We start from the raw sequence: 22,633 nt of genomic DNA, 5'->3' as shown, positions 1-22,633 counted from the left end.
ATTCGCTACAGCAGGCACAACACCTGATGAGCGCAAAGACGAGTACGAAAAATGGCAATGGAAAAGACCTTTAACGCAGCCGAAGCTGAACCCCGCCTGTACGAGGCCTGGGAACAAGCAGGTGCCTTCAAAGCCGGGGCAAATGCCAAGCCCGGTGCTGACCATTTTTCCATCATGATCCCACCGCCCAACGTGACAGGCTCCCTGCACATGGGTCACGCCTTCAACAACACGCTGCAGGATATTCTCATTCGCTGGCACCGCATGCAGGGCCATGATGTCCTCTGGCAGCCCGGCACCGACCACGCAGGTATTGCCACCCAGATGGTGACCGAACGCGAGATGGCCGCCAATGGCGAACCTTCCCGCCGCGAGATGGGCCGCGACGCTTTCACCGACCGCGTCTGGCAGCAAAAGGTCAAATCCCGTGGCACCATCATTGGCCAGCTGAAACGCATCGGCGCTTCGGCCGACTGGTCGCGCGAGGCCTTCACCATGGGCGGCGCGGCAGGCGACCCAGACAAAGACAGCGGCGCGCCCAATTTCCACGACGCCGTGATCAAAGTCTTTGTCGACATGTACAACAAGGGCCTGATCTATCGCGGCAAACGTCTGGTCAACTGGGACCCGCATTTTGAAACCGCGATTTCCGATCTCGAGGTCGAAAACATCGACACCCCCGGCCACATGTGGCACTTCAAATACCCGCTCGCGGGCGGGGCCACCTATACGTACGTTGAGAAAGACGAAGACGGCAACGTCACACTCACGGAAGAGCGCGACTATATCTCCATCGCCACCACCCGCCCCGAAACCATGCTGGGCGACGGCGCGGTGGCCGTGCACCCAAGTGACGAGCGCTACGCGCCCATCGTCGGCCAGCTCGTTGAGATCCCGGTCGGGCCAAAGGAACACCGCCGCCTGATCCCGATCATCACCGATGAATACCCGGACAAGGATTTTGGCTCGGGTGCCGTGAAAATCACCGGCGCGCATGACTTCAACGACTATCAGGTCGCCAAGCGCGGCGGCATCCCGATGTACCGCCTGATGGACACCCGCGGCCACATGCGCACTGACGGCGCGCCCTATGCCGAGGCGGCCGCCATTGCCATGTCCGTCGCGCAGGGCGAGCAAACCCTGTCCGAGAATGAGGCCGACGCCATCAATCTCGTCCCCGATGACCTGCGCAGCCTTGACCGGTTCGAGGCGCGCAAACTGGTGGTGGATCAAATCACGTCTGAGGGCCTCGCTGTGATGACGACCGCGACGCAAAAGGATGACGAAGGCAACGAGATCGAAGTCACCGTGCCCTACGTCGAAAACAAACCGATCATGCAGCCCTTTGGCGACCGCTCAAAGGTTGTGATCGAACCGATGCTGACAGACCAATGGTTTGTCGATGCGGAAAAAATCGTTGGCCCCGCGCTGGACGCGGTCAAGGATGGCCGGGTCAAAATCATGCCCGAAAGCGGCGAAAAGGTGTATTACCACTGGCTGGAAAACATCGAGCCCTGGTGCATCTCGCGCCAGCTCTGGTGGGGTCACCAGATCCCGGTGTGGTATGGGCCTGGCGTCGTCGATAGGGAGAAATTGAGCTGGGAAAGTGATGACCTTCAATCCTTCTGCGCTTCAAACTCAGAAGACGCTTTGGCCAAGGCATTGAAATACTACGATGAAGCTGGATGGGACGATAACCCGAACTTCCTGTACGAAGTAGAAGACCGACAAACATCTAAAGGTCTTGATGAGCGAACCGAAGTTGGCATCTGGCGCGACCCCGACGTTCTCGACACCTGGTTCTCCTCTGGCCTCTGGCCCATCGGCGCTCTGGGCTGGCCGGAAGAGACGGATGAACTCAAACGCTACTTCCCGACCTCCACGCTGGTCACCGGTCAGGATATCCTGTTCTTTTGGGTCGCCCGGATGATGATGATGCAGCTGGCTGTCGTCGATGAAATCCCGTTTGACACCGTCTACCTGCACGGCCTTGTGCGTGATGCCAAAGGCAAGAAGATGTCGAAATCCGTCGGCAATGTCGTTGACCCGCTCGAAGTGATCGACGAATACGGCGCTGACGCCCTGCGCTTCTCTTCGGCCGCCATGGCCGCACTTGGCGGCGTGCTCAAGCTCGACATGCAGCGTATCGCCGGCTACCGCAACTTTGGCACCAAGCTATGGAATGCCGCCCGTTTCGCCGAAATGAACGGCGCGGTTGGCAACGACGGCTCCCTGCCCACCCCCACAGCGACCGTAAACAAGTGGATTATGGGCGAAACAGCAAAGGTGCGCGAGGTGGTCGATGCCGCTATGGCGCAGTACCGCTTCAACGATGCCGCACAGGCGCTTTACGCCTTTGTCTGGGGCAAGGTGTGCGACTGGTATGTCGAACTGTCCAAGCCCCTGCTGCTGGATGGCGACGACGCGATGAAGGCTGAAACCCAGGCCACCATGGGCTGGGTCATCGATCAATGCCTGATCCTGCTGCACCCGATCATGCCCTTCATCACCGAAGAGCTCTGGGGCAATCTGGGCGAGCGTCAGAAAATGCTGATCCACGCCGACTGGCCCACCTACGGCAGCGAACTGGTCGATGCCGACGCCGACCGTGAAATGAACTGGGTCATCAATCTAATCGAATCTGTCCGCTCCGCCCGCGCGCAGGTGCATGTGCCGGTTGGTCTGTACATTCCCGTTCTGGTCACCGATCTGGATGCCGCAGGTCAGGCTGCGTGGGACAACAACGAAGTGATGATCAAGCGCCTGGCCCGCATCGACAGCCTCAGCAAAACCGATGCCTTCCCTAAAGGCTGCGCCACAATCGCGGTTGAGGGCGGCAGCTTTGGCCTGCCGCTGGCAGACATCATCGATGTCGACGCTGAAAAGGCCCGACTTGAGAAAAACATCGGCAAGCTCGACAAAGAACTTGGCGGTCTGCGTGGCCGGTTGAACAACCCCAAATTCGTGGCCTCCGCCCCGGATGAGGTTGTGGCCGAGGCACGCGAAAACCTTGCCCTGCGCGAGGAAGAGGCCGACAAACTGCGCGCCGCGCTTGAACGGCTGGCCGAGATTGGCTGAGCCTTCCGAGGATAAGCACGCTTTTCAGCGCGGCGATGCCCTGATCTTTTTCGGCGGCATCACCGCGCTGACGGCCATTTCCATCGACATCATCCTGCCCGCCACCGGCGTCATCGCCCGCTCTTTCGGCGTTAAGGAATCCCTCGGCGCGATGCTGGTGGGCAGCTACTTCCTCGCCTATGCCGCCGGGATGATGCTCTGGGGTCTGTTCTCTGATGCCTTTGGTCGTCGCCTTGCCCTGATCCTCAGCCTCATCAGCTTCACCGCCTCCAGCCTGCTCTGCGCCCTCGCCCCCAGTTTCGAGGTGTTGATCGCGGGCCGCATCCTGCAGGGCCTTACCGGCGGTGCGCCAGTGATTGCCCGCGCCATGGTGCGTGATGTCAGTTCCGGCAACGAGGCCGCCCGCATCCTGACCGTCCTGACCGCCATTCTGACCGTGGCCACCCTGATTGCCCCGGTCTTGGGCTCTGGCTTACTGGTCTTGTTTGAATGGCGTGCCATTTTCTGGGCGCTGACCCTGCTAGGGCTGATCTTCCTCGCCTACACCATCTTTGTGATCGAAGAGACAATGACCGAGCGCCGCCCGGATCGCTTCACGTGGTCCTTTGTCGCCGCCTCCTCGCGCCAACTCTTCGCCCTCCCGGCTTATGTCGTCCCAGTTGTTGCCAGCAGCTTCGCCTTTGCTGGATACGCCGCGATCCTCTCCGTTGGCGCGGTATTGACCGAAAACGTCTATCACGTCTCGCCACAAGCGTTTGGCTCGCTCTTCGCCCTCGCGGCCCTTGCCAACACCTGCGGCGCGCTCTCGGCCCGGCAAATGCTCAAGACCGTCCCGCTCGCCCGGATCACCTCTTTGTCCGTGATGTTGCTTGGACTGGCCGCGCTGGTCTCGGTCGTCTCCGCTCTGACCACGCCGACCCTGCCCCTGTTTTGGGGCGTGGTCTGTCTCTATGTCTTTTGCTTTGGCATGGTCTACCCGACCTCTGTTGCATTGGCGCTGGAACCCGCAGGCGAGATGCCCGGCTTTGCTACCTCACTCATGAGCACCATCCAGACCGCGATGGGTGCAGGTGGGGCCGCTTTGGCCACGGTTCTGTTTGACGGCAGCCACCGTGCCATCCCGATCACCATGGCCATCTTTGGCCTGCTGTCGGTGGGAACCTTGCTGCTCAAACGGCGCGCTTTGCAGGTCTGACTTAACACCGGCTTAACCAATTGTAGAATTTGGTACCAAACCTGCGTACCAGTGGTACCACTTGTACCAAATTTTTCTGCGTTTAAGGATCACCATGACCGGCCCACGCTACACAAAACTCATTGAATCCCTGCCCTCATCGGTGCCTTTTGTCGCCCCCGAACAGATGGAACGGCAGCGCGGCGCACCGTTTTTGGCCCGCCTTGGGGCCAATGAAAACATCTTTGGCCCTTCGCCCAAAGCACTTGAAGCCATACGTCAAGCCGCTGATAACATTTGGAAATACGGCGAACCTGATAGCCATGCCCTGCGTCACGCCTTGGCTGCACATCACAATGTGGGCCCCGAAAACATCCTCGTCGGCGAAGGGATTGACGGCTTGCTCGGCTACCTTGTCCGCCTGCTGATCTCCCCCGGCGACCCCGTCGTCACCTCCGACGGCGCCTACCCCACCTTCAACTACCACGTCTCCGGCTACGGTGGGCAGCTCCACAAAGTCCCTTACAAAGATGACCACGAAGACATACAAGCCCTTATTAATAAATCTAAATCAGCAAAAGCCAAGCTGATCTATTTCGCCAACCCTGACAACCCAATGGGTACATTTTACCCGGGCGCGGACATCACCGCCGCGCTGTCTGATCTGCCCGAGAACTGCCTGTTTTTGCTGGATGAAGCTTACATTGAATTTGCCCCAGAAGGCACGTCCCCCGAAATCAGCACAGATGATCCGCGTGTCATCAGAATGCGCACCTTTTCAAAGGCTTACGGCATGGCCGGGGCACGCGTCGGCTATGCCATTGGCACAGCTGACCTCATCCGCAGCTTTGACAAGATCCGCAATCATTTCGGCATGTGCTTGCTCTCACAAGCTGGAGCCATGGCAGCGCTGGAAGATCAAGAGTGGATCAATCAAACCATTGAAAAGGTTTCACAATCACGGACCGCCATTACCGACATTGCCGCCCAAAACGGCCTGACCGCCTTGCCCTCTGCCGCCAACTTCGTCACTGTTGATTGCGGTGTAGACGGTGACTTTGCCCGCAAGGTTCTCAGCGGTTTGATCGAACAAGGCGTCTTCGTCCGCATGCCCTTTGTCGCCCCGCAAGACCGCTGCATCCGTATCAGCTGCGGCCGCGAGGCGGATCTTGAACACCTTGCGAAAGCTCTTCCCATCGCTTTGGAAAATGCCAAATAGATCAGCGAGATAACTCGCGCGCTGCCGCTTCCAATGCGCCTTCGCCATGTGGAATATCCAGGGCTTTCAAAGCCGCATCAATCGTGCCCAGAACCCCAAGGATCATATGAGCATTCACGTGCCCCATATGTCCAATACGGAAATAGCCATCGGCATTCGGATCCTCGGTGCTTTCCATCCCCAGCCCGATCCCCAAAGTCAGCCCGGCGGTCCGTTCCACCCAATCCCGCACCCGCGCCCCATCCGGAGCATTCAAGTTGATCAAGGTCACCGCGTTGCTGCGGCTTTCAATCTTATCAACATTCAGCCATAATACATTGGAATCTGACCATTTTTTACAAGCCGCCCAGATCGCATTCGCCAGCATTTCATGCCGCTTCCAGACATGCTCCATCCCTTCCTCAAGGATCATGTCCAGCGCCTTGCGCAGGCCGAACATATGATGTGTCGGGGCGGTGCCCCCGAAGAACTGATAGAAGACTTTCGGATCAGAACGAGGTTGCCAATCCCAATATTTACTGACGCGTTCCATTGACGCCCGAATGGCCGCTGCCTTATCGCTGTAAAACACAAAGCCCAACCCCGGCGGCACCATCAGCCCCTTTTGGCAAGCCGACACCATCACATCGACACCCCAGGCATCCATCTCAAATCGGTCACACCCCAGTGAGGCGATACAGTCGACCATAAACAGCGCCGGGTGTTTCAATTCATCGAGTGTAGCGCGCATGGCGGCAACGTCATTGCGAACCGAGGTTGAGGTATCAACATGAGGCACAAGGACCGCTTTGATTCCATGAGAGGAATCCGACTGTAACAGTGCGCGGAATCGATCCATATCCACAGCGGAACTCTTTCCGAAATCCTCTACTTGAACCTCTAAGCCAAGCGCCGTGGCCATCTCTCCCCAACCGTGCCCGAACCGGCCGGTGGCCAGCACCAACACTTTGTCGCCCGGGGTAAAAAGATTGGCGAGCGCCGCTTCCCACGCGCCGTGGCCATTGCTGATATACATTGCGACCTGGCCTTCGGTGCGAGCTACCTTCTTCAGGTCACGTGCCAAACTCGCTGCCAGATCATTCAGGGCACTCCCATAAATGTTGGGCGCGGCGTGATGCATCGCGTTCAATACCTCATCCGGCATGACCGACGGCCCCGGTATTGCCAGATAGGATCGACCTTGCGAAAGGTTCATGCGTATTCTCCTGTCAGAATCTCTCAGGACTGTACGCCTGCCACGACTGGGGCCAATCAGGTGTCACTGTCTTGTCATCTGGTCCAAGCCCAACTAAATGAATGCGACCGGGCCCGTCCCGGCCAACCGGACGGAGCGTGACAAATCATGAAGCTTTTCAAGCGCATTGCAGACTGGGAACGAGGTGTGCGCGCCTCATACAACACCGATCTGTCGACGCCTGAAAATCGCCGACGCGCCCATATCTATAACATGTGGTTTGATCACGCTGTTCTGCGTAAGTTCTGGACCAACTTCTTTGAGGTCGCACCGGGGGTCTACCGTTCGAACCAGCCGACGCACGAACGCTTTGTCAAACTCAAGGCCATGGGGATCAAAAGCATCCTGAACCTGCGTGGTGCGGCTGGGGCTGCGCATTATCTGGTTGAGGAAGAAAGCTGCCGTCAGCTTGGCCTCACTTTGGTTAACTGCACCCTGCACGCCCGTACAGCGGCCCCGCCAAAGGATATTTTGGCCGTCATCGACGCCTTTCGCACAATCGAAAAGCCCTTTGTCATGCATTGCAAATCGGGCGCTGATCGCGCTGGTTTTGCCTCCGCCATCTACCTGATGGAAATTGAAGGGCGGCCTGTGTCAGAAGCGCGCAAGATGCTCAGCTTCAAATACGTGCATATCAAAAGTTCGCGCACGGGCGTTCTGGATTACCTGCTGGATTGCTATGAGGCGCGCAATGCTCAAAGCCCGATTGGTTTTGAGGAATGGGTGAAAACCGAATACGACGACAAACAGATGCAAAAAGAGTTCGAAGCAAACTTCAAACCCTGGTTCTAAGGTCACCCCCGTACCGGCGCGCCAAATCATTCGGATCCGCCCCAGACAGATAGCGCATCAACAATGATAGATTTCGCCCACCCCGTCGCAGCCAACCCTCTCGCTCATATCTGGCGGCACTGGTAGTAACAGAGGCAGGCATCGCTGTAATCTTGGGCAGTGATCTCACAAGCGCCACATCCTCCATTAATGGAATGTCAGGGTACCCACCCGCAGTGGCATAATCATGTCGTGATATCAGCAAGGCCTGATCACCATAGGGCAGTCCCAAGGCCCGCGCGCGAAAGTTGGCCCATGCTGCCACCAGGGAGGGCCGCATTCCAACGCGGTCAAAACGAAGTTTAAAATAGGCAGGGGCGGATTTTCGAAATTGTTGTTCGACCAGCTCGACCCATCCATTCGGTAGGACAGTATCTGCGTGAAGAAACAACATCCATTCCCCAGATGCTGCCAGTGCCCCTCGGTGCAGTTGCCCGCCACGCGACGGCGCGCCATTCACAACAACTGCGCCCGCTGCATCCGCAATCTGCAATGTAGCATCACCCGAGCCGCCGTCTGAAATGATCAACTCCCGAATGAGGCCCGTTTGCAGACCTTCGGCCAACATCGGCAGAGAATTCTCAAGGGCGTCCGCTGCGTTTAAAGTTGGAATAATGACAGAAAGAGGCGCGCGCATTCAGCAACCCTGTTGTACCCAGTTCTCTACCCTATATTACATGCGTAAAAAGAATGGAAATAGCCATGACACGCACGATCCTCAAAGTAAGCGGCAAAGACGCTCATGACTTTCTTCAAGGGCTGGTGACCAATGATGTTGATAAGCTTGGTCAGGGGCTGGTCTATGCTGCGCTGCTGACACCACAGGGGAAATATTTGGCTGACTTTTTCCTGCGCGAGGACGAGGACGGCATCCTGCTGGATGTCGACAGCGCGCTTGCACCTTCTCTCCTGCAACGGCTGAACATGTATCGATTGCGTGCCGAAGTGCAGATTTCCGAGACCGAAACAAATGTATACTGCGGGACTGGACCCGCCCCAGACGGTGCCCTGCGCGATCCGCGCCACCCGGATCTGGGATGGCGGCTTTATGGTGAGAAGGCAGGTGATGATGGAAGCGATTGGGCCGCGATACGGGTGGCCCAGTGCATTCCTGAAACTGAAATCGAGCTAACGTCGGACAGTTACATCCTCGAAATGGGGTTTGAACGCCTGAACGGGGTAGACTTCAAGAAAGGTTGCTATGTTGGCCAAGAGGTCACTGCGCGTATGAAACACAAGACTGAATTGCGCAAAGGTTTGGCCTCTGTTCGAATCGACGGTGCTGCTCCGGTAGGTACGGACATCACCGCAAACGGTAAAATCGTGGGTACTTTGCTGACCCAATCAGGTGACCAAGCGATTGCCTATCTGCGATTTGATCGCGCCAGCAGTGACATGCAGGCCGGTGACGCCACGTTACAACGGACATAAAAAGGGGGCAGCTGCCCCCTTTTTGTTCCAAAGACTGCGACATTTACGCGCGCTCGGAATACTCCATGGTCTCGGTGTTGACGATGATGTCTTCATCCTGGCCAACAAATGGCGGCACCATCACCTTGACGCCGTTGTCGAGAACAGCAGGCTTGAAGCTGTTCGCGGCGGTCTGACCTTTGACCACGGGCTCGGTTTCTGCGATGCGGCAAGTAACCTTCTGCGGCAGGGTCGCATTGAGAGCTTCGTTTTCGTGAAACTCTACAACAATCGTCATGCCATCTTGCAAGAATGGACGGCGATCACCCAAGAGTTCGGCCGACAATTGGATCTGCTCGTATGTCTCAGAGTCCATAAAAATAAGCATTCCATCGTCTTCATAAAGGAACTGCTGATCTTTTTGCTCCAGACGCACACGCTCAACCTTGTCGGCGCTGCGGAAACGCTCGTTAAGCTTTGAGCCATTGCGAAGATTGCGCATTTCGACCTGTGCAAAGGCGCCGCCCTTGCCCGGTTTGACGTGATCGACCTTTACGGCGCTCCACAATCCACCGTTATGTTCCAGCACGTTACCCGGCCGAATTTCATTTCCATTGATCTTTGGCATCGCAGAAAACCCTGTCTAAAACTTGATCCGATTTGATCCCACCCTATATATGTCGAAGCTATGGCAGGCAAGGTGACAAGGTGTTGTGCTGCAGCTGCAGAATGCTCATGCAGCATTTGCATGGGAGCTATGCATTAAAAGCCTATCCGAATCGCTAAAACTTCGTCATAACCACCTGAACGCCCAAAACACACAGAAACGCAAGAGCAATAAGACAAGGACGAACCATGAAGGATTTCGTTGACGGCACGGCTTTCAATGCTGAACAGGGTAATCGTGCGCGTAAACTTTTCGCAGCTGTCGTACTGGCTGCACTGGACGATGCCATTTCTGATGACAAGAAATATGGCAATGGACCCGAGCAAATCGCCCGCTGGGCGCGGTCACGTGATGGCCGCGAGGTGCTGAGCTGTGCCGGCATTGACCCCAATGAGCGAGTGGTGTCCGGCCTGATGGAATTTGTCTCGAAAGGCGTGCGCACGTCTGTTGCCCTGTCACGCGAAGAAAGCGAACGCCGCAATGCGGCTGCACAGGCCGAAGCGGCCTGAGCCTACCCGAATTTGAACAGCTGACTTTGCCCTGCCTTTTGGCAGGGCTTTTTCATTTTTAGGCTAGGTTAGGTTCCAAGAGCGAACACATAAGCCCAAAGCACAAGCGGCATGATTTGTGTCATTGCCAAAACCCCAATCAAAGCCCGCGAACGGAAGCTTTGAAAGCGTATGAGTAGCACAACACAAAGCGCCAAAGAAACCGCAATTTCGATGGCTCCCACTGCACCTCCGTGGTGATTTGGGTCCCAATAACTTAATGGACTTTCAAAAACCCAGTCAGAGACCGGCCAAAAGTGGGCGCGCGCATCGTCATGATGCAAGGGAAAGTCGAATGCGAGATGCAGCAAGGCCGAGGCCGTGAACACCATCGCATTCCTAGCCTTCAGAAAAGCACAAATTGCAAAGGCCAGTCCCCACAGGATGAAGGAGTTGTCGATCGCGAAAACCTGCTGCCAGGCGCGAGAGAAATACAACGTATCAAATACATACTGCGGGCTATATCCCAATACGACCAACGCCGTGAATGACATGAGATAAAGCGACAAATCAGGTGCCAATGCCCCACACACAGCAGCCAAAGTGCGACGGGGCTCATCAGGGCGCGCAAAGGCTGCGGTGGCAAAAATCAAATGCGCAGGCGTATTCATCTCTTCCTCTGGCACTGCCTTATGCTATCAGGGCCTAGGCAAACACAGAGCGGTCGATGACACAAGCAATCATGATACAGGGTGCCGGCTCAAACGTCGGCAAGTCTATGGTCGTTGCGGGCCTTGCGCGGGCCTTTCACAACCGCGGTCTCAAGGTTGCACCGTTCAAACCCCAGAATATGTCCAACAATGCGGCTGTGACGGTAGACGGAGGCGAGATCGGTCGTGCGCAAGCCTTACAAGCCTTGGCATGCAAGCGTGATGCCCATACCGATATGAACCCTGTTCTACTGAAGCCTGAAACAGATACCGGAGCGCAAGTGATCGTTCAGGGGCAACGGTATGACACACTGCGCGCACGAGACTATGCCAAGGCTAAACCGCATTTGATGAAGGCCGTGCTTGAGAGCTTTCACCGGTTGGCAGAAACGGCTGATTTGGTCGTCGTTGAAGGGGCCGGAAGCCCGGCCGAGATCAACCTACGCAAAGGTGACATCGCCAACATGGGATTTGCCGAGGCTGCAAATGTGCCAGTGATCTTGCTGGGCGACATTGATCGTGGCGGGGTGATCGCGCAATTGGTCGGCACTCAGGTGATTTTACCAGATGAGGACGCCAATCGCATAAAAGGCTATGCCATCAACAAATTTCGTGGCGATGTTTCGTTGTTCGATGATGGGTTGACCGAAATCACTAAGCGCACTGACTGGCCTTCGCTTGGCATTTTGCCATGGTTTGATCAGGCGTGGCGCCTGCCCGCCGAGGATGTCATGGACATCAGCAGTTCCAAAGGCGGCGCATTTAAGATCGCTGTGCCCAGATTGAACCGGATTGCCAATTTTGACGACCTTGACCCGCTGAGCTCTGAACCCAATGTCAGCGTCGAGATCATCGAGTCAGGTCGCCCCCTGCCCGGCGACGCCGATCTGATTTTGATCCCCGGAAGCAAATCGACTATCGCCGACCTGGCGCATTTTCGGGCTCAGGGTTGGGATATAGACCTTCAGGCGCATATCCGGCGTGGTGGCCATGTACTGGGTATCTGCGGTGGTTATCAGATGCTTGGGTGCGAAATTTCCGACCCAGAGGGGATCGAAGGCCCCGCCTGCACGGTCGCGGGTTTGGGCCACCTAGACATCAATACCGTAATGATCCCTCACAAACACCTTTCACTCACGCAGGCCACCTATCGTGCCACCGGCGACAGCGTAGAAGGGTATGAAATTCACATCGGGGAAACCAACGGCCCAGATTGCGTTCGCGCTTGGCTTGAGGTCTCTGGCCGACCAGAAGGCGCGGCATCAGCCGACGGTCGGATCAAAGGATGCTATCTGCATGGCCTGTTTTCTTCGGACCAGTTCAGATCAACTTATCTGGATGAGCTTGGCACCAGCTCAAACTTGGCGTTTTCGGCAACGGTTGATTCCACGCTTGATGCGTTAGCCGCGCACGTTGAGAGACACCTAGACTTGGATCTTTTGTGGAAATTGTCTGCGAAAGTGGACATCATCAAATCATAAGGTAAGCCCAGAGATTAATCCAACCGATGTGCGAGTAAGGCCCGTTGAATTTCACGACGCACCAGCTTGCGCACGTTGCGGGTGATGCGTTCCCCAAGTGCACCTTGTAATTCCTGTCTTACAATTTCAGACACAAGGTCGCGCAAAGCAGCTTCATCAATCTCCGTGCCCTCGATGACCCAGTTAAATTCGTCCGTGTCAGCACTTGCCTTGATCTTCGATTGTGCCTCGCCTAAACGAAAGGTGCCACTTGAGTCAGATGCATTCTCATCATCTTCCGCGATTTCGACATAGTCCGTCGAAGTTGCCGAACCATGCGCCCACGGAAACGGCGAGATCAGATTATCCGCATAAGCGTCTTCCGTTGCGCCATCAGGTTCCCATTCATCCTCTTGTTTGGCAACGACCGCTTCAACTTCTGCAGCGCGCGCTTCCAAACGGCGGCCCGAACGAAATGTCTGAACCCGTTCATCAGCGTCACCAGCATCTGAAACGTCATCAATTCCCTCGACAGCTTTGGGATTAAATTTATCCAAGGATTCATCCTCGGGATCGATCCTCTGGGCCGGTGTCAAAACCAGCTTATTCTCGTCTGGCTCTGTTTGATATGCGACCTCGGCATCGGCTCTGGGCTCTCTTTCATCAGACGAGACCAATCGACGAATAGATGAAAGAACATCTTCAATTTCGATATTTGTCACTCTGTCCGGCATACCCAGTCACCAATTCCTCTTAACTTAGCTTAACGCCACGCCGCTGTTTCTACAACAATTTTACACAATTACCGCGGGTAACCGGCGATAGGCACCTTGCATCGCTGTCGTCGTTAGTCTTTGCCGAGAGCTTCCAGCACCTTATCCAATTTTTTGCCCTGTGGACTGAGCTTCACAGGCGCACTTTTAACCAGATTATAATATGCTGCGGGGTCATATCTTTGGATGTTCAAATTGAGCTCATCAGCAGTCAGTTGTCCCGTCGATGACAAAACCGCATAAGCCGCGATGTAAACATCGGTCTCAGCAGAAATCAGATTTGTCTTTGCATCCAACAGGTCTTGCTCTGCATCCAGGACGTCCAACGTTGTACGCGCCCCCAGCTTGGCCTCTTCTTGAACACCATCAAAAGCAACCTGTGCGGCACGCACCTGTTCGCGACTGGATCGACTGGACGCTTGTGCCGCTTCTAGAACGGCGTAAGAGTTGCCAACCGTACGTTTCACCTCATGACGCACTTCATGCAAATTGCCACGTTCGGCATCTCTTCTAGCCTGCGCTTGGCGCTTCTGAGAGCTGAGCAATCCGCCTCGGTAAATTGGCCCTGTTACGCGCACACCAACACTTCCATCGTGGCTATAATCACTGCCGTCAATCTCTTCCGTTCCATTCAAAGCACCAAACAGGCTTATTTCAGGGCGCATGGCCGCTTCGGCTGCCAACAATGTCAAATCTGCTGAGGCCACCTGATGACGGACCTGAAGCATATCCGGGTGTGAACGTACTGCAATCAATTTGGCCGCTTCAACATCACCCGACAGTTTCGGCAGGCTTGTCGGTTGTCTGAGATTGTTTGGGGCACGCCCAACAGCGGCGCGAAATTCTTCGACGGCTTGGATATAATCCCCTTCTGCCGTGGACAGACCGCTTTGAGCTTCTGCCAGTCGTGCCTCTGCCTGCGCGACATCAGTCCGCGTAACTTCCCCCACTTCAAAACGGTCGCCCGCTGCGCGCAATTCTTCTTGAAGCACACGTACGTTGTTTTGACGCACCGATACAAATTGGCCGTTCCGCAAGACGTTCATATAGGCCTGAATTGCCCGAAAAAACACTTGCTGTTCAACACTGCGTAGGCTCTCACGCGTGGCCAGCACCGTTTCTTTCGCAGCTTCGATCTGCAGTGGCGTCTCTCCGAAATCATAAAGCAGCAAGCTCAACTCGATTCCGCCACTAAAATTGGTGCCATCTAAATCACTTTGAAAGTTGTTGGTCTCTCGCTCGCCAAAACTCTGTGTTATATCCGCTGTCCAATTGATGATTGGCCGAAGCTGAGACACAATCTGTGCGACGTCCTCATCAGCGGCACGCAACAAAGCGCGGTTTTGCTGCAACAACCCGCTGTGTTCATAAGCGCTCACCAAGGTATCGGCAAGATTCTCAGCTTTCGCTGAAACTGTGGACACCGCAATGACACTTGCCGTTAGTAAGCCTCTTCGAAATGCTCCGAAAACGATATGTTTCATGTGGATTCCCTGTATCCTTGCGTTCCTGCTCTAAAACGAAAACTGTTCTTCTTGTTCAAAACCCGGCAAGACTGGTGCACTCGCATTGAACGCAAAGCGCCAGTTCACCTGCCCGTCTATCTTATACCCGATTTTTACGACGCCCAAGGCCCCTTCGGCAAAAAGACACGCAATGCGCCCCCCGTCCTTTATCTGATTTAGCAGGGCATCTGGTAAATTCTCAACCGCTCCTTCAATCACGACCACATCATATGGCCCGTGTTCTGCCGCCCCTTCGGCCAACGCTCCTCGGTGCAACATAACGTTGTCAGCACCTATATCGGACAGCGTTGATTGCGCATCTTCAAGCATGGCGGCATCGGAATCCACGGCAACTACGGCTTCGGCCATGCGCGCCATTAACGCCGAAAAATATCCATAAGTGCACCCGACATCCAACACCAACTCATCATCCCGGATGTCCAGTGCATCCAACATCTTGGCAATGGTCCGCGGATCCATCACCACGCGCCCATGAGCGATTTCGAGATTATCGCCGACATAGGCGGCCTCAACCTTCTCCGCCGGTACAAACGCCTCTCGCGGCACCGAAAGCATCGCATCAATGATCGGAAACTTGGTCACATCCGACGGCCGGATCTGCGAGTCCACCATAAAGGTGCGGCGTGTTGCAAAATCAGTCATTCATTCAGCCTTCAAGACAGACATTTTTCCTCTAGCAAGTTTTGACACATTCCCCATGGCTCGACAATGCCAAGAACTCTGCATTTGCATCACCGATGCCTCTTGCACCGCTTTCTGCAATCCGCTAATGCGGTGCAACCACACGGCAGGCGAGTTGGCGGAGTGGTGACGCAGCGGATTGCAAATCCGTGTACACCGGTTCGATTCCGGTACTCGCCTCCAACAATTTCAATGGGTTAAGAATTTCATTCTGCATAGGGTATCACCTCGGGTATCAGATTCTCGTTCTGTACTTGTTCTGTTCACTTACGCTTTGCCGCTGCTTGGCGCGCTCGCATGATCCGTCTTGCCTCACCAGCGTACTTTATAATCATCGCTTTAGAGGTGTGACCGCTATAACTGGCTATTTCATCATCGGTACAACCAGCCCAAGCCAACTCCATTACGCCACGATAGCGTAAGGCGTGCTGATCGAAGTCCATTAGCCCTAATCTCTTGCGTTCTCGCACCATGACCCGGGCCATTGCGTGGTAATCCATCGCCGAACCGTCTTTGCGCGTGAGAATGTGCCGCGCCGGATGTGGCTCAAATCCCAAATCCAATTTCGCTCGATCCAGTGTAGATTTCAGAGAGGTTGTGCATGGTAGAAGTAAAAGCTTTCCGGTCTTGTTTTGAACGACCCGAAGCGTTTCTCCATCATAGTCTCCCCATTGAAACGTCACCCAATCTCCAGGTCGCTGGACGCTGCCAACACCAATTTCAAAGATCAACGACGGGAGTTCTTCTCCCTCATCACGCATTCTGTCGACAGCCCAATCGGCCCATGGCAAGTGCGGTTTCTGCCGTGTTTTGGGCACCTTCAAGGGTTCGACATCAATCGCAGGGTTATCCTTGCGCCACCTTTTACGGATAGCTAATTTGGATAGCATGCTGATCGCCGTCGGAAGGTAGTTTGCAAACCGAACTCTGTGGCGATTTTTCTCCATCGCGTCGTAGATGTCCGCTTGGGTAAGGCGTGCCACATCTAATCGGCCAATTTTCTGTTCTAAGTAGTCAAATACTTTTTCTAGATCTTTTCTATACCGAGAAGAGAGGTTTGCCCACTTTTCAGTCTCCTTCATAGCACAGATCAAAGCACTCCATGAGGTTTTGGCTTCAAAACGTTTACCGCTGACAATTTCCCAGTATTGCCGATCAAATTCTTCACTGCCTTCTTGAGCTGTAATTCTCCCGAGATAGACCATTCTACCGTTAACGTACTTACGAACATACCACCTACCGGCTGGATGCCGCCAAAGAAGTTTCTTTCTTTGATTCACCATTCCACTTCTCCTGCATTAGCAATGTGAGCGCCGCTAACGATCGACTTGAGCAACTCCACATCCCAGCGCTCAAAATTCCCTAGTCGATTACCTCTGGGTAAAACGCCGTGTTGAACGAGCGTACGAAAGTCCGCCAACTTGATATCCAAGAGCTTCGCGGCTTTGGTTTCTCCAACAAATAAAGGGACAATTTGTTTCATCAAAGCACCTGCCCTTTGGAACAAACCGACTTCGAATTTCCTTCAAGGCTCAGGATATAATTGGACACACATCGTGCACTCCACCTATTTTGGTTTCCGATTTTGATCGGTGGTGGAAAGCGCCCATCTACGACCATTCGATGCACTTGGCGCTGAGATACCTTAAGAAGTGCCGCAACCTCCACTTGAGTTAGCAAGGGCGTTTTACATTCTGTGACAATTGATGACATATCTACTCCAATGTTTGCCAGTTTCAGACATAGACTGCCGCCCAAAGAATCTGTTTTCCTCTGGCGTTTCCCCTACTTTCCGCAAAATCATGACACTCACTCTCACAAAAATTTAATTAATCAATATATATCAACATCTTATATACTATTATTTTCTCAGGAAAATATGTATCCGGAAGCTTAAAGCGGTAGTTTTCCGATTTTCATTGCAATGGCTTCACTCAATGTTAATACCTTTAGTATCGCTTGGAGATGCCGCCCAATGTCAATACTAAAAGTATCAACCGAACAAATTAAAGCAGCGCGTGCTCTATTAGGTTGGACCCAAGCGAGACATGCTGAAAGGTCCGGTGTCTCTTTACCAACAATTAAACGTTTAGAAGCTGCTGGAGGGCAATTAGGAGGCCTTCAATCAACGGCCAAAGCATTAATTGTGACCCTTCAAGACGCAGGCATTATATTTATCGAAGAGAATGGTGAAGGAGCTGGCGTTAGACTTAAAAAAGGTCTGCACGAAATACATTGCTATGAAGGAAGCAACAAGTTCCCGAGCCAATCATCTCAATGACCTTATTCAAACCCAGCGCTGCTTGGCTTCTTTTGTAATTGTTATGCGTTAGGACTAGGTCAACGAAGCAAAGATTTATAAAACTTGCTTGCATTTTGTCGACTAGAAGATCAGCCCCGGATTTTATGCAGCCAGTGGCAATACGCATTGCTGCTGTTCGTTATGATTGCACAATCTAACTTGGGCTAAAGGTCAGTTGTGCGGACGAAGCTGACGTTGCAGAGGTCTCAACCAATGACCGCTTTTGCAATTGGTTCACCAATCGGATGTCTCGGATGATTGATCGGAAGGGTCGGCCCAATCCGGGTCTTTGGCGACAAGTTCAACAGTGTTGCCGTCGGGATCGAAAGTGAAGAAACCGCGCCAGCCGACTGGGTGAAGAAGACGGTTGTTATCAGGGACAAAACGCGTTTCATGGGGTTACCCTTTCTGCATTGAATAGTTGGGGGAGATTGACACTGGGTATCCGCAGCGCCGAGTTCGGAAAGGCTTGACCGCCCTCCCGAACATCAATTGTTATGGCCAAGCGCTTGCCGCTTTGTCTGCCAGCTTGCCTGACAGAAAGCGGAGCTTGTCTCCGAAAATCATATCCAGCGAGAACGCGACCGGCAGTGCGATCAGAATGCTTTGCCACCAGGCTTGCAGCCACGTCCACGAGAGCCCGAATTCCAAGTGGCTGAACACCCCTGAGAGAGCCACGGACATGAAAGACGACATGACCAAAGAGCCGGCGAGGCGCTGTAGATGCCCACGACGTATCATGTCAAGCGGCCTCTTGTAGGGCCAAGGTCTCGGCCGCGGCGGTTAGGTCTGCCAAGGCGCTCGGCTCATCGATTCGCCCGGTCTCCGCATCAAAGACATCGTAAAAGTTGGGAACGGAAACAGCCGCCTTCAGGTCTACCCCGAAAAACTGGGCCGAGCCTTTTGCTGAAGCCAGCACGCTTGCCGCGCCTCCGGGTCCCGGAGAGGTCGAAAGGTAGACCGTTGGCTTGTCCTGGAACACTTTCTGATCGATCCGGCTCGCCCAGTCGAAGAGGTTCTTGTAGGCGGCGGTATAGGATCCATTATGTTCCGCGAAGGATACGATCACCCCGTCAGCGGCGCCGATCTTCTCGAAGAACGCCTGGGCCGCTGGAGGTCGACCGACCTCTTTCTCAAGATCTTCGCTATAGATCGGCAGGTCGTAGTCATTCAGATCCAGGACCTCTATCTCGGCGCCCGGGACTAACGTCGCGGTAAACCGCGCCAGCGCTTTGTTGATGGAGCTCTTGGCGTTGCTTGCACCAAATGTCAGGATTTTCATGGGTATTCTCCAATTTCTTTTTCACATGTTTCGTAAATCTGACCGGCCCAGGGCCGCATCAGCATCGGTTCAGGGTTGATAGAGGCCACTTCCTGTTTCCTTGTCCGAACCCTCTTGGTTGGCGGTTCGGACCAGAAAATGACGCGAGCGACAGCTCAGTCGAGCGAGCCGAGTTGGCCGGCCTCATAAGCGGCGATCACGGCGGCCAGTTGTTCGGTGTCACGCATCGTAAAAGGGCCTTTTTGCACAAAAGGTTCGCGCAAGGGGACGCCGCTTAGGAGCACAGCCTGTCCTCCTTCACCGCTCAGCAGCCGGATCTCGTTGGCGCCATGGGCGGCCAGCGCTGCGTCATTGCTAAGCCGGTGGCGGTGAGCGTCGAGTTCGACCTCGACCTCACCGCGGATAACATGCAACCAAGCGGCGTCACCGGGATCAGTGCGATGGGTGAAGCTGCCGTTCGCCTGCAGGGTAATATCGAGGATAGTAAAGGGCATCGCGGGCGGGGTTGCACCAACAACACCATTGCTTTTGCCCGTCATCACCCGCACCCGATGGCCCGGACTTTCGATCACCGGCATCTCTGTTGCGGGTATATGCCGCGCACTGGGCTCGTCCTGTTTCTGAGCTGTCGGCAGGTTTACAAAAATCTGCAACGCATGGGTGCGTGAACCTGGGGTTGGCGCCTCGTCATGCACCGCGCCACGGGCGGCCTTCAGCCAATAGAGATCGCCTGGGGCCAGTTTGATGTCGTTACCCAGAGAATCCCTGTTACGGAAGGTGCCGGTGCTATCCTCGAAGATCACGCTCACTGCCGAGATGCCAGCATGCGCATGGGGTCCGAAGGTCGGCTCTGTCATGGTGAAGTGATCGACCATGATCAGCGGGTCCATCAGCCCGTCAAGCTGGCGGTGGATGAAGCTGAGCGCTTCAAAGCCCGTGCCCTTGGTCATCCTTTCGCCTTCCTGGGATCTCTTGATTGCGGCTTGTGACTTGCGGGATTGATCTGTGTATTGAACGGTCATATTCGTCTCCTGTGTTGACTATGAACCTACAGTCGGGACGATGGTCGGAAAATCCGTTGATTTCAGAACTCTTCGTTCTATATTTGGAACGACATTTTACAAAGAGAAGACAGGACCTTGGACCTTAATCAAGCCTATTACCTGGTGCATGTCGTTGATAAAAAAGGGTTCTCGGCGGCGGCGCGGACGCTGGGCATTCCCAAATCGCGGATCAGCCGGCAGGTGAAGGCCCTTGAAGATACCCTTGGCACGAGACTCTTGAACCGAGATTCAAGACGCATGTCCCTGACGGAGGCGGGCGAAGCCTACTATCGTCATGCCAAAGTGGCGCTGGAATGCATGGCGGCGGCGGAAACGGCGGTGCGCCAGGACAAGGACGCGCTGGAGGGCACCGTCACACTGTCCTGTTCGGTCGGGGTTGCGCAGTTCGCGCTCGGCCGGATTCTTCCGCGTTTCCTGGCTGAGAACCCTCGCGTCATTCTGCAAATTCAGGCGTCCAACGACTTTTCCGACCTGATCAGTGACGGCATCGACCTCGCCATCCGGGGGCATTTTAAGTTGCTTCCCGACTCGGGGCTAATCCACCGGCGGCTGACCGAGGTTCCTTGGCACCTGTTCGCCTCACCCAGCATTGCGCAACAAATCGGTCCATCCGGCTCACCTGCTGATCTCGACGGTCTGCCCGGGCTCACACTTGGCTGGCGGCCCGGCGGCAACAGTTGGTCACTACAAGGGCCGGACGGGGCCAATGCCTCGGTTCCCTTTGCAACGCGCATGCGCAGCGATGATATGGTCACCTTGAAACAGGCGGCAGCAGCTGAGCTCGGTGTGGTGGCGCTGCCAGTTTACACCTGTGCCGAGGACGTCGCCGCTGGTCGGCTGAGCCGGCTCTTGCCGAAATGGAATGCCGGTTTGCCTGAGATCAGCCTTTTGATGCACGGTCGGAGGGGCAATCCGCCACAGGTCGACGCCCTTGCCGAGTTTCTACGCCGCGAGATGCCGGATGTCATGAACGGTGTGGGCGGCTAGTAGAGTGCATCCGATCCATCTAACTGAATAAAGCTCTCGCAGGCTCTGGAAAATGCTGCGCATTGCACGAACAGCAAGAAAGAAAACACCGTGCCACATCTCGGCGTTGCCACGTAATGAAAGAAGCTCCCGAACCTTTTCGGGAGACTCTTTCATTCAAAGTATTGAGCGATGGCTGCTGTGCGGACGAAGCCGCCTTTTGCAAATGCAGCTTTTGCTGATGCAGCATTTGCTTGCATGCGGGGCGCGAGTTTTGCGGCGCCGCAGCAGATTTCCCGTTTCCGGTTATTCAAAGGCGTAACTTTCGCCGAGCTCTGAACTGCATTTTCGCCGCGTTCGAAATCAACAATGAGGTGCGGTCATAGCGATGCAAAGATACCAATATGGGATTTTCGAGATCCAGTACACTTCAGATCATTCGAGGGAGCGAAGTGGAGGTGACGTGCTTTTCATCCTCCTACAGCCAACCCGACTTGCACTTCATTGAAGTGATATTTCCAAATCGACACGTCAACAAACTCAAACCTTGATGACCCCAGAAAACAACCCGCATCCTGAGTCCTGCTATGAAAATGCTGGACTGGCCGGGGTTCATTCGCGGATTGTGGATGTATTGAATTGACGGCGTGATTTGCAGCCCCGGAGAGATTGAGAAACGGTAGAACAACTCGGCTGTTGTCTGACTGCTCGGAACACCGTTGGCTTCTGCCCAGTTCAGACCCAGCCCCGCTAAATCGGTGTTGCCACCGTAATAACCAATCCCAGCCGAAACGGATTTCTCGTAGAGCGCGGTGGTGCCTTGTGATACCCCGGCGCGCACAAATGGCATCCACTGGTTGTCGATAAACCAAGCGGCGGAAAAGGCTGCGCCGTAATCTTCGAGGCGGCTACCGTCGTCGGCGGCGTCCGCGTGCCAAAGCGTCAGGTGGATATTGTCGAAATAGACCCGGTCAAAACCGCTCGTATAGCCGATCTCAAGGCTTTTATAGAGGTTGCCATGGCTGAACACATCGCCATCAGGCGAGGTCGGGTCGGCGTTCGCGTCGGCCACCGTACCGATGGCATAGAAATTGCTGCCAAGTTTCACGCTGCCCGCAACCGCCAGCCCCGGGTTGGGCGCGTTGATCGTCGGGTTGGTGTTGAACGCAAGATTCTGAAACGCGGTGTAGGGGCTGACTAGACCATAGACATTGGTGAAATCGGTCACGTCGATCTGCCCGAATTGCAGCGTCCAAGAACCGTTCTCTGCGCGCTGGGTCCAGAACAAGTTGGTCAGCATAGTTCCACCGTCGTTAAACGCCGTTCCGGTAATTGCCAGAGCACCACCATCCAACCCCAGAAACTGTGGTGCGACTGCTCCATAGGCATGTCGATTTTCAAGCTTGAAAGTCAATGAGCCATGGTTGGTCCCCTGCCAGCTGCCATAAAACCGCGCGATGCCGCCGCTCGCTGTACCCTCGCCAAGATCTGAACTCGAGGACTGAGCCAAGGCCAAATAGTCGATGTTGAACCGAAACCCCTGTTCGGCCAGCCCGTCCTTCCACGCGAACCAACGCGGCGCGATGTTGCGTGGGAAATCACTGCGGTACTGCGGATCGGTCAAGCCGTCGCCCGGCTCAAGATCTGCCCGAACCGAGGAAGGGCCACCAAGGCCCTGAGCCACAGTTGCGCCGGGGAACAGGAAACATATAGCGACGACAGCCGTGCTGAACGCGAGTCGGAATGTCGAATATCTCAATTGCTTATC

Annotated in this window: 24 protein-coding genes and 1 tRNA gene; 11 read left to right on the top strand and 14 right to left on the bottom strand. The window is 54.9% G+C overall.

Translation table 11 applies throughout. From position 1 onward, the window contains the following. Window positions 1-51 precede the first annotated feature (51 nt). The 3 genes from ROA7450_RS01060 (at window position 52) to ROA7450_RS01050 (ending at window position 5,471) form a co-directional block, all read left to right on the top strand. On the top strand, window positions 52-3,078 hold the full coding sequence (locus ROA7450_RS01060; RefSeq protein WP_085803765.1) for a valine--tRNA ligase: 3,027 nt from the start codon (window positions 52-54) through the stop codon (window positions 3,076-3,078). Further along, entirely contained in the window at window positions 3,071-4,273 is a 1,203-nt protein-coding gene (locus ROA7450_RS01055; protein WP_159453972.1) for a multidrug effflux MFS transporter, read from the top strand. The genes ROA7450_RS01060 and ROA7450_RS01055 overlap by 8 nt, the downstream gene beginning before the upstream one ends. A 94-nt stretch (window positions 4,274-4,367) precedes the next feature. Then, the gene (locus ROA7450_RS01050; protein WP_085803763.1) at window positions 4,368-5,471 is read left to right on the top strand and encodes a pyridoxal phosphate-dependent aminotransferase; all 1,104 of its coding nucleotides are present in this window, start codon (window positions 4,368-4,370) and stop codon (window positions 5,469-5,471) included. 1 nt (window position 5,472) lies between these two features. On the opposite strand, the gene ROA7450_RS01045 is transcribed toward ROA7450_RS01050, so the two are convergent. Beyond that, the gene (locus tag ROA7450_RS01045; protein WP_085803762.1) at window positions 5,473-6,666 is read right to left on the bottom strand and encodes a pyridoxal-phosphate-dependent aminotransferase family protein; all 1,194 of its coding nucleotides are present in this window, start codon (window positions 6,664-6,666) and stop codon (window positions 5,473-5,475) included. Window positions 6,667-6,813: 147 nt separating this feature from the next. On the opposite strand from ROA7450_RS01045, the gene ROA7450_RS01040 reads away from it, so the two are divergent. Beyond that, complete coding sequence (locus ROA7450_RS01040) at window positions 6,814-7,497, top strand: phosphatase domain-containing putative toxin (RefSeq protein ID WP_085803761.1); 684 nt, start codon at window positions 6,814-6,816, stop codon at window positions 7,495-7,497. On the opposite strand, the gene ROA7450_RS01035 is transcribed toward ROA7450_RS01040, so the two are convergent. Beyond that, window positions 7,481-8,173: a TIGR04283 family arsenosugar biosynthesis glycosyltransferase gene (locus tag ROA7450_RS01035; protein WP_085803760.1), complete on the bottom strand. Its 693-nt coding sequence runs from the start codon at window positions 8,171-8,173 to the stop codon at window positions 7,481-7,483. The two genes, ROA7450_RS01040 and ROA7450_RS01035, sit on opposite strands and share 17 nt — an antisense overlap. Window positions 8,174-8,238: 65 nt before the next feature. Here ROA7450_RS01035 and ygfZ point away from each other — a divergent pair, with 65 nt between their 5' ends. Then, window positions 8,239-8,967: a CAF17-like 4Fe-4S cluster assembly/insertion protein YgfZ gene (gene ygfZ / locus ROA7450_RS01030; RefSeq protein ID WP_085803759.1), complete on the top strand. Its 729-nt coding sequence runs from the start codon at window positions 8,239-8,241 to the stop codon at window positions 8,965-8,967. Between the two features lie 43 nt (window positions 8,968-9,010). Here ygfZ and efp read toward each other — a convergent pair whose 3' ends face one another. Beyond that, complete coding sequence (gene efp / locus ROA7450_RS01025) at window positions 9,011-9,574, bottom strand: elongation factor P (RefSeq protein WP_085803758.1); 564 nt, start codon at window positions 9,572-9,574, stop codon at window positions 9,011-9,013. 227 nt (window positions 9,575-9,801) lie between these two features. Between efp and ROA7450_RS01020 the strand changes: the two genes are divergently transcribed. Beyond that, the gene (locus ROA7450_RS01020; RefSeq protein WP_085803757.1) at window positions 9,802-10,122 is read left to right on the top strand and encodes a DUF6280 family protein; all 321 of its coding nucleotides are present in this window, start codon (window positions 9,802-9,804) and stop codon (window positions 10,120-10,122) included. 68 nt (window positions 10,123-10,190) lie between these two features. On the opposite strand, the gene ROA7450_RS01015 is transcribed toward ROA7450_RS01020, so the two are convergent. Then, on the bottom strand, window positions 10,191-10,772 hold the full coding sequence (locus tag ROA7450_RS01015) for a cobalamin biosynthesis protein CobQ (RefSeq protein WP_085803756.1): 582 nt from the start codon (window positions 10,770-10,772) through the stop codon (window positions 10,191-10,193). 56 nt (window positions 10,773-10,828) lie between these two features. On the opposite strand from ROA7450_RS01015, the gene ROA7450_RS01010 reads away from it, so the two are divergent. Then, window positions 10,829-12,292, top strand: a complete 1,464-nt coding sequence (locus tag ROA7450_RS01010; RefSeq protein ID WP_085803755.1) for a cobyric acid synthase — start codon at window positions 10,829-10,831, stop codon at window positions 12,290-12,292. Between the two features lie 14 nt (window positions 12,293-12,306). Here ROA7450_RS01010 and ROA7450_RS01005 read toward each other — a convergent pair whose 3' ends face one another. The 3 genes from ROA7450_RS01005 to ROA7450_RS00995 all read right to left on the bottom strand — a co-directional run bounded on the left by ROA7450_RS01005 (window position 12,307) and on the right by ROA7450_RS00995 (window position 15,212). Further along, on the bottom strand, window positions 12,307-13,005 hold the full coding sequence (locus ROA7450_RS01005) for a hypothetical protein (RefSeq protein WP_085803754.1): 699 nt from the start codon (window positions 13,003-13,005) through the stop codon (window positions 12,307-12,309). A gap of 113 nt (window positions 13,006-13,118) precedes the next feature. Further along, window positions 13,119-14,528 carry a TolC family outer membrane protein gene (locus ROA7450_RS01000; protein WP_085803753.1) on the bottom strand — a complete coding sequence of 470 codons (1,410 nt, stop codon included), beginning with the start codon at window positions 14,526-14,528 and terminating at the stop codon, window positions 13,119-13,121. Between the two features lie 30 nt (window positions 14,529-14,558). Beyond that, on the bottom strand, window positions 14,559-15,212 hold the full coding sequence (locus ROA7450_RS00995) for a protein-L-isoaspartate O-methyltransferase family protein (protein WP_085803752.1): 654 nt from the start codon (window positions 15,210-15,212) through the stop codon (window positions 14,559-14,561). Between the two features lie 148 nt (window positions 15,213-15,360). Between ROA7450_RS00995 and ROA7450_RS00990 the strand changes: the two genes are divergently transcribed. Continuing rightward, window positions 15,361-15,434 (top strand) — tRNA-Cys (locus tag ROA7450_RS00990). A gap of 80 nt (window positions 15,435-15,514) precedes the next feature. On the opposite strand, the gene ROA7450_RS00985 is transcribed toward ROA7450_RS00990, so the two are convergent. From ROA7450_RS00985 to ROA7450_RS21495, 3 genes are read right to left on the bottom strand one after another with little or no spacing between them, the layout of a single operon-like run. After that, window positions 15,515-16,534, bottom strand: coding sequence for a tyrosine-type recombinase/integrase (locus tag ROA7450_RS00985; RefSeq protein ID WP_085803751.1), 1,020 nt, complete (start codon window positions 16,532-16,534; stop codon window positions 15,515-15,517). Then, window positions 16,528-16,734, bottom strand: a complete 207-nt coding sequence (locus ROA7450_RS00980) for a hypothetical protein (RefSeq protein ID WP_085803750.1) — start codon at window positions 16,732-16,734, stop codon at window positions 16,528-16,530. The genes ROA7450_RS00985 and ROA7450_RS00980 overlap by 7 nt, the downstream gene beginning before the upstream one ends. Beyond that, the gene (locus ROA7450_RS21495; protein WP_143534310.1) at window positions 16,734-16,964 is read right to left on the bottom strand and encodes a helix-turn-helix transcriptional regulator; all 231 of its coding nucleotides are present in this window, start codon (window positions 16,962-16,964) and stop codon (window positions 16,734-16,736) included. The genes ROA7450_RS00980 and ROA7450_RS21495 overlap by 1 nt, the downstream gene beginning before the upstream one ends. Before the next feature lie 211 nt (window positions 16,965-17,175). Between ROA7450_RS21495 and ROA7450_RS00975 the strand changes: the two genes are divergently transcribed. Together ROA7450_RS00975 and ROA7450_RS21220 are read left to right on the top strand one after the other, a co-directional pair. After that, on the top strand, window positions 17,176-17,532 hold the full coding sequence (locus ROA7450_RS00975; RefSeq protein ID WP_234999375.1) for a helix-turn-helix domain-containing protein: 357 nt from the start codon (window positions 17,176-17,178) through the stop codon (window positions 17,530-17,532). Window positions 17,533-17,811: 279 nt separating this feature from the next. Then, on the top strand, window positions 17,812-17,970 hold the full coding sequence (locus tag ROA7450_RS21220) for a hypothetical protein (RefSeq protein ID WP_234999373.1): 159 nt from the start codon (window positions 17,812-17,814) through the stop codon (window positions 17,968-17,970). Between the two features lie 78 nt (window positions 17,971-18,048). Here ROA7450_RS21220 and ROA7450_RS00965 read toward each other — a convergent pair whose 3' ends face one another. The 3 genes from ROA7450_RS00965 to ROA7450_RS00955 all read right to left on the bottom strand — a co-directional run bounded on the left by ROA7450_RS00965 (window position 18,049) and on the right by ROA7450_RS00955 (window position 19,857). Then, window positions 18,049-18,294, bottom strand: coding sequence for a DUF2798 domain-containing protein (locus ROA7450_RS00965; protein WP_085803747.1), 246 nt, complete (start codon window positions 18,292-18,294; stop codon window positions 18,049-18,051). A 1-nt stretch (window position 18,295) separates the two neighbouring features. Next, window positions 18,296-18,835 (bottom strand): NADPH-dependent FMN reductase, encoded by a 540-nt coding sequence (locus ROA7450_RS00960; RefSeq protein ID WP_085803746.1) that lies wholly within the window; start codon window positions 18,833-18,835, stop codon window positions 18,296-18,298. Window positions 18,836-18,990: 155 nt separating this feature from the next. Continuing rightward, complete coding sequence (locus ROA7450_RS00955) at window positions 18,991-19,857, bottom strand: pirin family protein (protein WP_085803745.1); 867 nt, start codon at window positions 19,855-19,857, stop codon at window positions 18,991-18,993. A gap of 117 nt (window positions 19,858-19,974) precedes the next feature. On the opposite strand from ROA7450_RS00955, the gene ROA7450_RS00950 reads away from it, so the two are divergent. Continuing rightward, window positions 19,975-20,886, top strand: a complete 912-nt coding sequence (locus tag ROA7450_RS00950; protein ID WP_234999371.1) for a LysR substrate-binding domain-containing protein — start codon at window positions 19,975-19,977, stop codon at window positions 20,884-20,886. 457 nt (window positions 20,887-21,343) lie between these two features. Here ROA7450_RS00950 and ROA7450_RS00945 read toward each other — a convergent pair whose 3' ends face one another. Next, window positions 21,344-22,624, bottom strand: a complete 1,281-nt coding sequence (locus tag ROA7450_RS00945) for a carbohydrate porin (RefSeq protein ID WP_085803743.1) — start codon at window positions 22,622-22,624, stop codon at window positions 21,344-21,346. Window positions 22,625-22,633 lie beyond the last annotated feature (9 nt).

Origin of the sequence: Roseovarius albus (assembly GCF_900172335.1) — a bacterium.
Classification (GTDB): Bacteria; Pseudomonadota; Alphaproteobacteria; order Rhodobacterales; family Rhodobacteraceae; genus Roseovarius; species Roseovarius albus.
Note: the sequence above shows the minus strand (reverse complement) of the source record. Positions and strands in the feature narration are given on the sequence as shown.